Source organism: Streptomyces sp. NPDC048516 (assembly GCF_043199875.1).
Taxonomy (GTDB): domain Bacteria; phylum Actinomycetota; class Actinomycetes; order Streptomycetales; family Streptomycetaceae; genus Streptomyces.
Genome location: NZ_JBICWS010000006.1, coordinates 364,887 through 379,315 on the forward strand (window position 1 = coordinate 364,887; position 14,429 = coordinate 379,315).

General features: G+C 72.6%; 6 protein-coding genes. 4 read left to right on the forward strand and 2 right to left on the reverse strand.

Features of this window, described 5'->3' with window-relative positions:
• Positions 1 to 4: 4 nt before the first annotated feature.
• Positions 5 to 4,588 (forward strand): PAS domain-containing protein, encoded by a 4,584-nt coding sequence (locus ACGFR7_RS15460; RefSeq protein ID WP_393318398.1) that lies wholly within the window; start codon positions 5 to 7, stop codon positions 4,586 to 4,588.
• Positions 4,589 to 4,789: 201 nt separating this feature from the next.
• On the opposite strand, the gene ACGFR7_RS15465 is transcribed toward ACGFR7_RS15460, so the two are convergent.
• Positions 4,790 to 6,439, reverse strand: coding sequence for a long-chain fatty acid--CoA ligase (locus tag ACGFR7_RS15465; protein WP_393318401.1), 1,650 nt, complete (start codon positions 6,437 to 6,439; stop codon positions 4,790 to 4,792).
• A gap of 308 nt (positions 6,440 to 6,747) precedes the next feature.
• On the opposite strand from ACGFR7_RS15465, the gene ACGFR7_RS15470 reads away from it, so the two are divergent.
• Positions 6,748 to 6,987, forward strand: a complete 240-nt coding sequence (locus ACGFR7_RS15470) for a hypothetical protein (protein ID WP_393318404.1) — start codon at positions 6,748 to 6,750, stop codon at positions 6,985 to 6,987.
• 108 nt (positions 6,988 to 7,095) lie between these two features.
• Here ACGFR7_RS15470 and ACGFR7_RS15475 read toward each other — a convergent pair whose 3' ends face one another.
• Positions 7,096 to 8,934: a SpoIIE family protein phosphatase gene (locus tag ACGFR7_RS15475; RefSeq protein WP_393318407.1), complete on the reverse strand. Its 1,839-nt coding sequence runs from the start codon at positions 8,932 to 8,934 to the stop codon at positions 7,096 to 7,098.
• A gap of 301 nt (positions 8,935 to 9,235) precedes the next feature.
• On the opposite strand from ACGFR7_RS15475, the gene ACGFR7_RS15480 reads away from it, so the two are divergent.
• Both ACGFR7_RS15480 and ACGFR7_RS15485 read left to right on the forward strand, forming a co-directional pair.
• Complete coding sequence (locus ACGFR7_RS15480) at positions 9,236 to 13,537, forward strand: HAMP domain-containing protein (protein WP_393318410.1); 4,302 nt, start codon at positions 9,236 to 9,238, stop codon at positions 13,535 to 13,537.
• The gene (locus tag ACGFR7_RS15485; protein ID WP_393318412.1) at positions 13,534 to 14,412 is read left to right on the forward strand and encodes a two-component system response regulator; all 879 of its coding nucleotides are present in this window, start codon (positions 13,534 to 13,536) and stop codon (positions 14,410 to 14,412) included. Before ACGFR7_RS15480 ends, ACGFR7_RS15485 begins: the two co-directional genes overlap by 4 nt.
• Positions 14,413 to 14,429 lie beyond the last annotated feature (17 nt).

The window sequence follows — 14,429 nt, forward strand, 5'->3', positions numbered from 1 at the left end:
CGTCGTGAGCAGCAGGCCATCCCGAGGCGCTGCTCGCCTCGCAGCCATACTCGACGCCCTCCCCGACGCGCTGTTGCTCGTCAACTGCAACGGCACGGTCGTCAACGCCAACTCCATCGCGCTGGAGACCTTCGAGGCGCCGGGCACGGCCCTGGTGGGGCGCGGGCTGCTCGATCTGCTGCCCTCCTTCGACTCCAAGCGCATCCCCGGCTCCATGCGGCGCCGGGACGAGGACACCGAGGGCGGCCGGACGAAGCCGACCCGCATGGTCGCGCGGCGGACGGACGGGACCGAGCTGCTGGTCGAGGTGACCAGCGCCAACCTGGAGGACGGGCGCACCCCGTACGAGTCCGCCTTCGAGGCCGCGTACGCCGATCACCGCAATGGCTACACGGGCAATGAGCTGCTGATGCTCGTCGTCCGTGACCTGACCGGCACGCTGGACACCGAGACCGAGCTGGCCCGCCAGCAGCGGCAGACCGAGATGATCCTGCGGGCCGCGGCCGAAGGTGTGGTCGGTGTGGACGCCGAGGGCAAGGTCGTCCTGGTCAATCCGTCCGCCGCGCAGATCCTGGGGTTCCGGGCGAGCGAGCTCGGCGGCAAGGAGCTGCACCCGCTGATCCACCATTCGCGGGCGGACGGCTCGGCGCTGCCGTGGGAGGACACCCCGCTGGCCGACACGCTCAAGTCCGGGCGCAAGCACCGGGTGCGCGGGCAGGCGCTGTGGTCGAAGGACGGGCGGGCGGTGCCCGTCGATCTGACGACGGCGCCGGTGCGGGACGGCGATCAGCTCGTCGGTGCGGTGATGACCTTCACCGACCGCCGTGCGTTCGACTCGCTGGCGGCCCGGCACACCCAGCTGCTTGCGGTGCTCGACCAGGCACTGCGCGGGCCGCTGGAGGAGCTGAAGGGCGAGCTGGGCACGCTCGCCTCCGACCCGGCAGGCCAGCTCTGGCCCGAGGCGAACCAGATCCTGCATCACCTCGCGGCCGGCCACGCCCGGATGACGACCCTGGTCGACAACGTCCTGAGCTACCAGCGGCTGGACTCCGGCAAGGAAAAGCTCAACCGCACGAAGGTTTCCCTGGACGGTGTGGTCGCGGCCGGCGTGGAGGGCGCGATCGAGCTGATCGGTCCCGGCCGGGCGCAGTTCGCGGTGCATGCGCCGCCGATAGAGGCGACGGTCGACGCGGAACGGATCGCCCAGGCGCTCTCCCACCTGATCGCGGATGTCGCGGGGGTGGATTCGACGGGCCGGATGTCGGCCGGTGAGGCTGCCGTCGGCGGGCGTTCGGGGCCGATCCCCGGCGATTCGACGATCGTGGTGGCGGCGGCCAAGCGCGGTGATGTCGTACGGATCGAGGTGCGCGGCCCGTTCGACGGCGGCGACCCGGTCCATGAGCCGATCGTCCGCGGGATCGTGCGGAAGCACGGCGGGCTGATGCAGACGCACGAGGTGCCCGGCGGCGGGCCCGGCGCGGGCGGCAGTGCGTATGTGCTGGAGCTGCCGGTGGTGGCGGACGGCACGACGGTGGACGGCGCGACGGGCGGCGCGGACCGGGCGGACGGGCCGACCGGCAACGAGACGACGGTGATGCCGGTACCGGCTGCCCATGCGCGCGGCACCCGGGGCAATGCCGCGGACTCGGGCGAGGGCGCGGGCAACGGCTCGGGGAACGGCTCGGGCAAGGGCGATCAGGGGCCGGGCGGCGAGGGCCACGAGGGCGGCGACGAGGGCGGGTCGGGTGGTTCCGGCGGGTCCGGTGGGACCGGTGGGACCGGTGGCGGGTCCGGTGGGCCTCTCGGTGGCGGTGGCAATGGCGGTGGCGCGGAGCGCGGCGCCGTGGTGCCGGACCAGGCGCGCGGGGCACAGCCGACGGGCCGTCGCCGTGCGCGGCACTCGGGCGCGGAGCAGGACGCGGAGCACGGCACGCACCCGGGCGGTCCGGCCATGGGGGCGGGCACGGCGCCGGGGGCCGGTGGGGCGCACGGTGCCATGGACGACGGTGGGACGAGGACGGGCGAAACGGGTCCCGGGACGGCCGAGGGCGGCCGCGGGGCGCATCCGCCGCACGGTGACGTCGCGCGGGGTACGCAGGGCGGCCGGCCGGCAGCCGGTACGGGGCTGCCGCCGGGCATGACGGGTGCCGAGTCCGTACCGCCGACCGGGCGGCGCCGGGCACGGCAGGACACCACGGAGGGCGGCGGGCTGCCCGCGCTCCCTTCCGGGACGGGCCACACGTCGGGATCGGGCCACACGTCGGGATCGGGCCAGACATCGGGATCGGTGCAGCAGCCGGGACACGGCCCGGTGGCTGGCGCACAGGGTGGGCCGGCGGCCGGTACCCAGGGGCCCGCGGCGACGCCGTCGGCCCACGGGCAGGCGTCCGCTCCGGTCCCCGCTCCGGGCTCGTCTCCGGCTCCTGCCCGTCCGCAGATTCCCGGGCAGGCCTCGGCGTCGGGGCAGGTGTCGGTCCCGGGACAGACCCCGGCTCCGGGCCGGACCCCGGCTCCCGGGCAGCCGCATGTTCCCGGTCAGGCACCGGCTCCGGGCGGGCCGCAGGGCCTCGGTCCCGTACAGCCGAGCGGCCGGCGGGCGCGCCGGGCGCTGGCCGAGGCACCCGAGCGGTCCGCGCAGGGTGACCGGGAGCGGGCATCGGCGGCCGCCGCCTCCGGGGGGCAGCAGCAGGCCGGTGCGCGTACCGCCTTCGCGCTGCCGCCCGCCGCGGCGGACCGTACCCCGCAGTCGCTGCCCTCGACCGGGGACCAGGTGCCCGCACAGGCCGGTCCGCAGGAGGCCGCCGGCCTTCAGGAGGCCGCCGGCACGGGACGCCGTCGGGCGCGCCGGCCGGTGGCCAACGGGCCGGAGCAGGCGACGTCCGGCGGACAGCCGGGATACGAGCTGGAAGCGGCCGTCAACGCCGGTGCGGCACAGGGCGAGTGGGACGGCGAGCCGACCGGCCGGCGGCGGGCGAGACGGGCCGCTGCCGAGGAGCGGGCGGCGGCCGCCATGGCCGATTCCGAGTCGTCCGGCACGTTCGTGGCGGGCCCGGAAGGGCTCGTGGCGCAGCACACCGGGCCGGCGGAGGCGACGGGTACGGTCACCGGCACGGCGCCCGGGATCGCCCAGGCCCAGGCCCAGGCCCAGACACCGGCCACGGCCCCGGCCCCGGACGCGAGTGCGCCTCAGCCGCCCGACGCGCCCGCCGCCCCCCACGATCCCCAGAACCCCCAGGCGCCCGGCGCTCCCGCCCCCACCGGCCGGCGGCGCGGTCGCCCCAGCCCTGCCGAAGAGGCCGCGGGGCAGCCGCCCGTACCCCCGCAAAGCGGCCCCGCCGCCGCCCCGCACCGTCAGCCGCTGCCGCCCGCCGCCGAGGACGACGCGCACGCCGCGGGACACTCCCACGGGCGGGCGTTCAGCGTGCGCACGCTCGGGCAGGGCGTGCCGTTCACCCAGCAGATCGCCGACCAGCAGCGCCCGCAGGTGCCCCCGGCCAGCACGCCCCCGGGCACCCCGCCGCCCGGCAGCACACCCCCCGGCGGTACGTCCGCAGGTTCGGGCCGCCGCCGTAAGCTCGCCGCGCCGCCGCAGGAGGGCGCGGCCGCCGGGTCGATGCCGGCCGAGACGCGTGCGCACCCCGGTGCACCGCAGCCTCAGCAACAGCAGCCCAGACCGCCGGCTCCGCACCAGGCCCCCGCCCCGCCGCAGCCGCAGCCTCAGCCGCATCTGATGGACGCCGGCGAGGGGCGGGCCTTTGCCATCTCCGCGCCCGACGAGGGCAGCGAGGGCCCCGAGCCGCTGGACGGCCCGAACGGCGCCATAGAGGTGATGGACCGCCAGCCCATGCCGATGGATGACGAGCTGCCGCCGGAGCCGCTGGACAATCCGCGCCGGCTGCTGGTCTGGCCGGCGCCGGACGTCGCCACCCAGCAGGCGCTCAGCGACCGCGGCTACCGCCCCGTCATCGTCAACTCCCGCGAAGAGGTGGACTCCCAGATCGCCGCGTACCCGGCGGCGCTCTTCGTCGACCCGCTGACCGGGCCGATCACCCGCACCGCACTGCAGTCACTGCGCCAGGCGGCGGGTGCGGCCGAGGTCCCGGTGCTGGTGACCGCCGGCCTGGGGCAGGCCACCCGGGAGGCCGCGTACGGCGCCGACCCGGCCGTCCTGCTCAAGGCGCTGGCGCCGCGCGACAGCGAGGTCCACCCGCCCCGGGTGCTGCTGATCGAGGAGAACGACGCCATCGCGGGCGCCCTCACCACCTCGCTGGAGCGGCGCGGGATGCAGGTCGCACGGGCCGGCGGCGACGCCGACGCGGTCACCCTCGCGACGCAGATGCGGCCGAATCTGGTCGTGATGGACCTGATGCAGGTACGCCGCCGGCGGGCCGGGGTCGTCGACTGGCTGCGCGCCAACGGCCTGCTCGACCACACGCCGCTGGTCGTCTACACCTCCGCCGACATGGACCCGGCGCAGCTGCCGCGGCTGGCGGCCGGTGAGACGGTGCTCTTCCTCGCGGAGCGCTCCACGAGCGCCGAGGTGCAGGCCCGGATCGTCGACCTGCTCGCCAAGATCGGCACGAACTGAGCTGAGCTGAGCTGGAGCTGAGCTGAGCTGGAGCTGAGCTGGAGCTGAGCTGAGCTGGAGCTGAGCTGAGCTGGAGCTGGGTCGAGTCGTACTCAGCTGGACTGAACCGAGTTGAGCGCGGTGGGCGGCGGCACGGCCCGGCACCGGCCCGACCCGGCACCGGCCCGGCGCCCTGCCGCCGGCGCCCGGGCCGCCGCCGGCTCACGCCAGCAACGTCACGTCCAGCTCCCCCTCCGCGTACTGCCGGCGCAGCACCTTCTTGTCGAACTTCCCCACGCTCGTCTTGGGCACCGCCGGAATCACCGCCCAGCGCTCCGGCAGCTGCCAGCGCGCGATGCGCTCACCGAGGAACGCCTTCAGCTCCTCGTACCCGATGGTCGCGCCCTGGATGAGCACCACCGTCGCCAGCGGCCGCTCACCCCACTTGTCGTCCGGTACGGCGACCACGGCTGCCTCCGCGACATGCGGATGCGCCATCAGATGGTTCTCCAGCTCGACCGAGGAGATCCATTCGCCGCCGGACTTGATGACGTCCTTGGCCCGGTCGGTCAGCGTCAGATAGCCGTTCGGGGTGATGGTGCCGACATCGCCGGTGCGCAGCCAGCCGTCAGAGCTGAACTTGTCCTCGGGGCGGAGCGGTCCGCTCTGCGCACCGCCGTAGTAGGCGCCGGCGATCCACGGGCCGCGGACCTCCAGTTCGCCCGCGGCCGTGCCGTCGCAGGGAAGCCGCTCACCGTTGGGGCCGATCAGCCGCGCCTCGACGGAGGCGGGGAAGCGGCCCTGGGTGGCGCGGTAGGCCCACTCGTCGTCGCCGCTGACTCCGGCCGGCGGGTGGGCGACGCTGCCCAGCGGGGAGGTCTCGGTCATGCCCCAGGCGTGCACGACGCGGATGCCGTGCCGCTCCTCGAAGCCGCGCATCAGGGCGGGCGGGCAGGCGGAGCCGCCGATGACGACGGTCTGCAGACAGGCCACATCGCGCTGGGTCGCATCGAGTTCGGCGAGCAGGCCCTGCCAGATCGTGGGCACGGCGGCGCCGATGGTGGGCCGTACGGTCTCGATCATCTCGGCGAGCGGCGCGGGCTGCAGGAAGCGGTCCGGCATCAGCAGCGAGGCACCGGCCATGAAGGCGGCGTGCGGCAGGCCCCAGGCGTTGACGTGGAACATGGGCACGACGGGCAACGTGATGTCACGCGAGCTGAGCGCGAACGCCTCGGCGGTGTTGACCTGCATCGAGTGCAGATACAGGGAGCGGTGGCTGTAGAGCACGCCCTTGGGGTCGCCGGTGGTCCCGGAGGTGTAGCAGAGGGCGGCGGCCTCCCGCTCGTCGATCCGGGGCCAGTCGTAGCTCTCCGGCCGCCCGGCGATCAGCTCTTCGTAGTCGTGCACCCGCGCCGGGCCGCCCGCCACCAGGGAGTGGTCACCGGGGCCGACGACGACGATGTGCTCGACGTTCGGCAACCGGGGCAGCAACGGGGCGAGCAGCGGCAGCAGGCTGCCGTTGGCGAGCACGACCCGGTCCTCGGCGTGGTTGATGATCCACACCAGCTGCTCGGCGGGCAGCCGCAGATTGAGCGTGTGCAGCACCGCCCCCATGGAGGGGATCGCGAGATAGGCCTCCAGGTGCTCCGCGTTGTTCCACATGAGGGTGCCGACCCGTTCCTCCTCGGCGACGGACAGCTCCTCGCGCAGCGCCTGGGCCAGCTGCGCGGCCCGGCGGCCGACCTCGGCAAAGGTGCGCCGGTGCGGATCTCCCTCGGTCCAGGTGATGACCTGCGACTCGCCGTGAACCGTCGCCCCATGGGCCAGGATTCGCGAGACGGTGAGCGGTACGTCCTGCATCGTGCTGAGCACCGGGTGCCTCCGCTTTGTTACGGGCGGGTAGTGGTGCTGAGATTGTCAGCGCATACCGATCGGTATGTCACGCCCTCCGAGGTGTGTTCTTACCCTCTCGTGCCGGAATGCGGCCATGAGCGGGTCGCATCCGGAGCACGGGGGTCCGTCGCACGCCCCTCGTGGTGTTGCGCGCCTGCCCGCCCCCCTCGCGCCGCCGATGAGGCCGGACCGATCCGGAAGACGTGCCCCGGTCGCCCGCACAGTCGTTACCCGGCACCCCGTCACTCGGTTATTCGGCTACCCGCCCCCTCCTGAAGGAGCATCACATGCGCCCCCACCTCCGCCGCTTCCTCGTCGTTGCCGCCCTCGGCGGCGTCAGCGCGCTCGCGTGCGGTACCGCTCAGGCGGCGCCGCAGGCCGCACCGGCACAGCGGCCTTCCGGCGACGGCCCGTCACTCGTGCGGCCGCTCTTCGGCGGGCAGTTCGATCCCGTCGCCGGTATGGGCGGAGGGGTGATCTCCGGCGGTGGGAGGCCGGTGTCCACCCAGGCCGGCGGCAGGGCCTGAGACCGCGGCGCCGGCCGGCTGCCTCCCGGGCCCGGCCACCCGTCTCCGGCGGTCGGGCCACCGCCCCGGACAGCCCGCCCGCCCCTCCCCGGGCAACCGCGCCGCCCCTCACGGCCTCCGCTCCGCCGCCGGCGTCGCCGCCTGGAGGACCAGCACCGACAGATCGTCCTCGACCGGGCCGGTGCCGAAGTCGTGGGCGGCGCGCCGTACGTGTTCGGCGAGGGCCTTGGCACCCAGGCCCATGCCGTCACGCATCACCTCGATCAGGCCGTCGTTGTCGTCCAACTGCCAGTTGCCGCACCGGCGTTCGGTGACGCCGTCGGTGACGCACAGCAGCGTCTCGCCCGGCGCGAGAGCGAAGGAACTGGCGTGGAATTCGGTGCCCTCGTCGATGCCGAGCAGCATCTGGGGGTCGGAGGCCGGCTCCACGGCACCGTCGACGAACATGTGCAGCGGTGGCGGGTGGCCGGCGCTGGCGACCGTACAGCGCGCCCCGGGGACGCCCCGATCGACCTCCAGCTCCCCGTACAGCAGGCTCAGGAAGCGGGAGGTGGCCTGCTCGCCGCCCAGTTCCACCGCCTCCGCGCTCTCCTCGGCCATGGCCAGATTCAGCCTGCCGAGCACCGACTCGACGCCATGCCCCTCGCGGGCCAGCAGCCGCACCAGATGGCGCGCCAGTCCGGTGACGGACATCGCCTCGGGGTCCTTGCCCTGTACGTCCCCGAGCAGGAAGCACCAGCGGCGGTCGCCCATCGGGAAAACGTCGTAGAAGTCGCCGCCGACGGTCTGCCCCTCGCCGTGCGGCTCATAGACGATCGCGGTGTCGACGCCGGGGATGCTGGCGAGCGTCGCGGGCAGCTGCCGGCGCTGGAGCGCCAGGCTGATCGTGGTCTGCCGGGTGTACTGGCGGGCGGTGAACACGGCCTGTGCGACCCGGCGTGCCACGTCCTCGACCATCCGCACCACGGTGTCGGTCATCTGGAGGTGCCCCGCCCGGCCGAGCAGCAGCATGCCCTGATCGGTGTCGCGGGCGACCAGGGGAAAGGCGAGCGCGGAACCGCCCGAGGGGGCCGCACCGGCACATTCCGGCCAGGGCCAGGGGGTGCCGGCGGTGCGGATGATGTCGGACGGCGGGTCCCGTTCCAGTTCCGCGCGGAGGGGGGTGATCCGCCGCTCGTCGACGTGCCAGACCCGCGACAGCTGCACCCCGCCGCCCTCCGTGGTCAGCCAGATGGCGCACCAGTCGGCGAGCCGGGGCACCAGCAGCTGGGCGGCGAGCGCGGTGACCATGTCCTGGTCGAGCTGCCCGGCCAGCAGTTCGCTGGTCTCGGCGAGGAAGGACGGGCCACCGCGGTCGGCCCATTCGGCGGCGAACCCGTGCGGGCGGCCGGGCGTGGGCGGGGGGTGGCCCAGGCGTACGGGAGGCTCGGGGCCGGGCGATTCGCGGCGGGGCGCGGCGGGCGCGGCGCGGGCGCGCAGCGGCTCGCCCTCGGTGGCCTCCAGGCGGAACCAGACCGTCTTCACCGCATGGCGGTAGGTCACGCCCCAGGACTCCGCCAGCGCGCCCACCAGCTGGAGTCCGAATCCCGGCTCTCCGGTGCGGGCATCGACCCCGCCGCGTACGCCCCGGGCGGGGTGGCGGTCGGAGACCTCCACCACGACGCCCACTTTGGCCGGGCGGCGCTCCCCGTCGCCCTCGGCGGCCGCCGGTCCGTCGTGCTCCAGGCGGCAGGCCACATCGATATCGGTGCCGGCGTACATCACGGCATTGGTGACCAGCTCGCTGGTGAGCAGCACGGCATCGTGGATGAGCTCGGCACTGATCGCCGCCGCACCGGGCCCTGCCGTGGCGGGCGGGGCCATCGCCCGTTCGGTGAGCAGCGCGCGCACGAATTTACGCGCCCCGGCGGCCGCGAGCTGGTTCGCGGGCAGCCCTTTCCGGGACACGGATTCCGTCGCGTACGGGGAGGACAGCGCTACCACTGCGCCCCCTGAATATGCCGGGAAAAACTGATTACAAGCGCTTTATACTATGTCATATCTGCCCAAATGGATCACCCCGCTCGACCGACTCTCTCCGCAACGATCATTGGGGGGATGGTGTGCCATGGCGCTCGACCCGGTCCGGCCCGAGTCTGCTTCTTCGCCCCCGGAGCCTCCCGAGCCCACTGAGCCCCCGCAGCCCCCCGTCCCCCGGCACGACGGGCAGTGGGTACGGACCAGTGAGCTACGGCCTCTCCTCGCGGCGATGATTGCGCTGCGGGACGGGGATTTCACCGCCCGCGTGGATATCCCGCAGGACGGCTCCTCCACGGATGGCGTGGTGGCCGACATGACGGGCGTCTTCAACCAGATCGCCGCCCGCAACGCCCACCTGGCCTCCGAGCTGCAACGCGTACGCAGCGAGGTCATCCGGCAGGGCCGGCTGGACGAGCGGATCTCCGCCAGCCCCGGGCAGGGGACCTGGACGACGAACATCGAGGCGGCCAACACCGTGCTCCAGGCGCTGGTGGTCCCGCTCGCCAAAGCCACCCGGGTGCTGGACGCGGTGGCCGACGGCGACCTGACCCAGCGGGTCGATCTGCACGACGGCAACCGTGCCCTGCGCGGCGATTTGCGCCGGCTGGGCAGCGGGGTGAACCGCATGGTCGACCAGCTGTCGCTGTTCACCGGCGAGGTCACCCGGGTCGCCCGCGAGGTCGGCACCGAGGGCCGGCTGGGCGGCCGTGCCAAGGTCCAGGGGCTGTCCGGCGACTGGCTGCATGTGACCGAGGCGGTCAACACCATGGCGTCGCGGCTGACCGCGCAGGTCCGGGACATCGCCGTGGTCACCACCGCGGTGGCCACCGGCGACCTGACCCAACAGGTGACGGTCGAGGCGACCGGCGAGCTGCTGGAGCTGAAGCTGACCGTCAACAAGATGGTCGACCAGCTGCGGGCCTTCGCCGACGAGGTCACCCGGGTGGCCCGCGAGGTCGGCACCGAGGGCCAGCTCGGTGGCCGGGCGCAGGTCAGGGGCGTATCCGGGGTCTGGAAGGACCTCACCGACAACGTCAACTTCATGGCGTCCAACCTGACCTGGCAGGTCCGCAACATCGCCCAGGTCACCACGGCCGTGGCCAACGGCGACCTGAGCCAGAAGATCACCGTGGACGCGCGGGGCGAGATCCTGGAGCTGAAGTCGACGATCAACACGATGGTCGACCAGCTCTCCGCCTTCGCCGACGAGGTCACCCGCGTCGCCCGCGAGGTCGGCACCGAAGGGCGGCTGGGTGGCCGGGCACAGGTCAGGGGCGTATCCGGGGTCTGGCGGGACCTCACCGAGAGCGTCAACTTCATGGCGGACAACCTGACGTCCCAGGTCCGCAACATCGCCCTGGTCGCCACCGCCGTCGCTCAGGGCGACCTCGGCAAGACGATCACCGTGGAGGCCAAGGGCGAGATCCTGGAGCTCAAGACGACGATCAACACGATGGTCGACCAGCTCTCCGCCTTCGCCGACGAGGTCACCCGCGTCGCCCGCGAGGTCGGCACCGAAGGAAACCTGGGCGGTCAGGCACAGGTCAGGGACGTCTCCGGGGTCTGGAAGGACCTCACCGACAACGTCAACTTCATGGCGCTCAACCTGACGTCCCAGGTCCGCAACATCGCCCAGGTCACCACGGCCGTGGCCAACGGTGACCTGTCCAAGAAGATCGACGTCGACGCCCGCGGCGAGATCCTGGAGCTGAAGGACACCGTCAACACGATGGTCCAGCAGCTGCGGGCGTTCGCGGACGAGGTCACCCGCGTCGCCCGCGAGGTCGGCACCGAGGGCCGGCTCGGCGGCCGGGCCCAGGTCCACGGCGTCTCCGGCGTGTGGAAGAACCTCACCGACAACGTCAACTCCATGGCCGACAACCTGACGTCCCAGGTCCGCAACATCGCCCAGGTCGCCACCGCCGTCGCCAAGGGCGACCTGTCCAAGAAGATCGACGTCGACGCCCGCGGCGAGATCCTGGAGCTGAAGACGACGATCAACACGATGGTCGACACCCTGTCGTCGTTCTCGTCCGAGGTGACCCGGGTGGCCCGTGAGGTCGGCAGCGAGGGCCAGCTCGGCGGCCAGGCCCGGGTCGAGGGCGTCTACGGCACCTGGAAGCGGCTGACCACCAGCGTCAACGAGCTGGCGCTGAACCTGACCACCCAGGTCCGGGCGATCGCCGAGGTGGCCAGCGCGGTCACCCAGGGCGACATGTCCGGCTCGATCACCGTGGACGCCCAGGGCGAGGTCGCCGCCCTGAAGAACAACGTCAACCTGATGGTCGCCAACCTCCGCGAGACCACCCGCGCCAAGGACTGGCTGGAGTCCAACCTCGCCCGTATCGCCAGCCTGATGCAGGGCCACCGCGACCTGGTCGAGGTCGCCGATCTGATCCTGCGCGAGCTGACCCCGCTGGTGAACGCGCAGTTCGGCGCGTTCTTCCTGGCCGAGGCGGGCGCCGAACCCGGCGAGGGCCTGGAGCTGATCGCCGGTTACGGCACCGGCCAGCCCGAGGGCCGCCGCTCGCTGCCGCGGCTGCGGCTGGGCACCCCCGGCTGGGGCCTGATCACCCAGGCCGCCATGGAGAAGAAGCGCATCGTCGTCGACGCCGTCCCGCCCGACTACATCACCATCAGCTCCGGGCTCGGCGCCGCGGCCCCGGCCAACATCGTCATCCTCCCGGTTCTCTTCGAGGACCAGGTGCTCGGCGTCATCGAGCTGGCCTCCTTCAGCCGGTTCAGCGAGGTCCACCTCGCCTTCATCGACCAGTTCGTGAACACCATCGGCGTCTCGATCAACACCATCATCGCCAACGCCCGTACCGAGTCCCTGCTGTCGGAGTCCCAGCGCCTGACCGCCGAGCTGCGCCAGCGTTCCGACGAACTCCAGCTGACGAACGCCGAGTTGGAGGAGAAGGCAGCCCTCCTCGCCACCTCCTCCCAGTACAAGTCGGAGTTCCTGGCGAATATGTCGCACGAGCTGCGCACCCCGCTGAACTCCCTGCTGGTGCTCTCCCGGCTCCTCGCCGACAACCCCGACGGCCGGCTCTCCGCCCAGGAGGTGGAGTTCGCCGTCACCATCCACCGCGCGGGCTCCGACCTCCTCCAGCTCATCAACGACATCCTCGATCTGTCGAAGATCGAGGCCGGCCGGATGGACGTCCACCCCAAGGCCCTGCCGCTGATCAAGCTGCTCGACTACGTCCGCGCCACCTTCCGGCCGCTCACCGTCGACCGCGGTCTCACCTTCGACGTCAAGGTCGGCGAGAACGTCCCCAAGGAACTCTTCTCCGACGAGCAGCGCCTCCAGCAGATCCTCCGCAACCTCCTGTCCAACGCCGTGAAGTTCACCTCCTCCGGCAGCGTGGAACTCATCGTCCAGCGCGTACCGGGCACGGAATTCGAGGAGGAATCCCTCCGTACCGCCGACGACGTCATCGCCCTCTCCGTCAAGGACACCGGCATCGGTATCTCACCGGAAAAACTCGACGGCATCTTCGAGGCGTTCCAGCAGTCCGACGGCACCACCAACCGCAAATACGGCGGCACCGGCCTCGGCCTGTCCATCAGCCGCGATATGGCCGCGCTGCTCGGCGGCCGGATCATCGCCGAGAGCGAACCGGGCGTCGGCTCGACCTTCACCCTGTACGTGCCCGCGCGCTACACCGGCCCCTTCCCCGCACCGAGCCCCACCGCCGCCACCCGTCCCGCGGACAGCACCGCACGGGCCGGCCCCGACCGCCCCGTCCTGGCCGAACAGCTCACGGCCACGCCGCCCGGCCCGGCCGCCCTCACCGCGCGGAGCAGCCCTTCCCGTGAGGCCAGTGAGGTCGGCGACGTCTTCCCCACCAAGCCGGAACAGGATCAGGCGCCGCACCTGGGCGCCTCCTCCCCCGACGGCAGCGATGTCACCTGGCCGGAGACCACCCGTCTCAGGGACTGGCTCAGCGGACGCCCCGGCGAGGTCCTGGCCGACCGCCGGATCCTCATCGTCGACGACGACATCCGCAATGTCTTCGCGCTCACCCACGTACTGGGCCGGGTCGGCATCAGCGTCAAATACGCCGAGAACGGCCGCGAGGGGCTGGAGGTCCTGGACCGGACACCGGACGTCTCGCTGGTGCTGATGGACATCATGATGCCCGAAATGGATGGTTACGAGATGATCAAGGCGATCCGACAAGCGCCTCGATTCGCGGCCCTGCCGGTCATCGCGCTCACCGCGAAGGCCATGCCGGGCGACCGCGAAAGGGCGATCGACAGCGGGGCCAATGACTACATCCCCAAGCCGGTGGATGTGGACCGCCTGCTGTCGGTGATCTGCGGCCTCCTGGACCCGCACAACGGCGATCCGGCCCCGCACCCGGAGGCCGTCAGCCCCGAGGGCGCCACTGCCGAGGTCATCAGTCCCGAGGACGGCAACCCCGAGGGCCGCAACCCCGAGGGCGCCAGCCCCGAGTTCGTCAGCTCCGAGGACGACAGCCCCGAGAACGGCCGGGGAACGGGAACGGCGGGAGAGCCCTCATGACGACCGCACCGGACACCTCATCCAGCATCCTCATCGTCGACGACATGGAGGAAAACCTCGTCGCACTGGAAGCCGTACTGGGCTCGCTCACCCAGAAGGTGGTCCGTGCGCGATCCGGCGAGGAGGCCCTGAAGGCCATGCTCCGCGAGGAATTCGCGGTCGTCCTCATCGATGTGCTGATGCCGGGCATGAACGGCTTCGAGACCGCCGCCAACATCAAGGGTCTGGACCAGACCAAGGACGTCCCGATCATTCTCCTCACCGGTGCCTCGGTCGACCCGAACTACGCCTACCGCGGCTACACGGTCGGCGCCGCCGACTTCCTCATCAAGCCCTTCGACCCCTGGCTGCTGCGCACCAAGGTGAACGTCTTCCTCGACCTCCACCGCAAGAACCGCCAACTGGCCGCCCAGGCGGAACAGTTGAAGCGTCTGCTGACCTCGGACGCTCAGGCCGGGGGCGAGGGCCCGCCGCCCGCCACGACCACGACGACCACGGCCCCGGCCGCGCCCACGGCCAGAACGGATACCGCCGGAACGGGCACGGCCGGAACGGGCACGGCCGAAGCGGACACAGCCGGAACGGACTCGGCCTCACACCGGCCCGCCCCCTCGCCCACGAGGCCGGCCGGGCACCCGCCCATCCCGCCGGAAGGCCCCGGCGCCCCGGCGTCTCCCGAGCCTCCCCCTTCGCCGACGCCGGCCGCGGCGCCCGCCGCCGGCGACGCGTCCCGGCTCGCGGAAGTCGCCGGCCAGCTCGCCGAGGTGGAACTCCTCCTGCGCGACGCAAAAGGTTCCGACAAGGAGCGTCTTGCCGACCGCATCGCCGAACTGGAGGAGGCGGTGGGCCGGTTGATGGTCACCCGGGGGACGTGAAACCTCTCAAGGGCCGG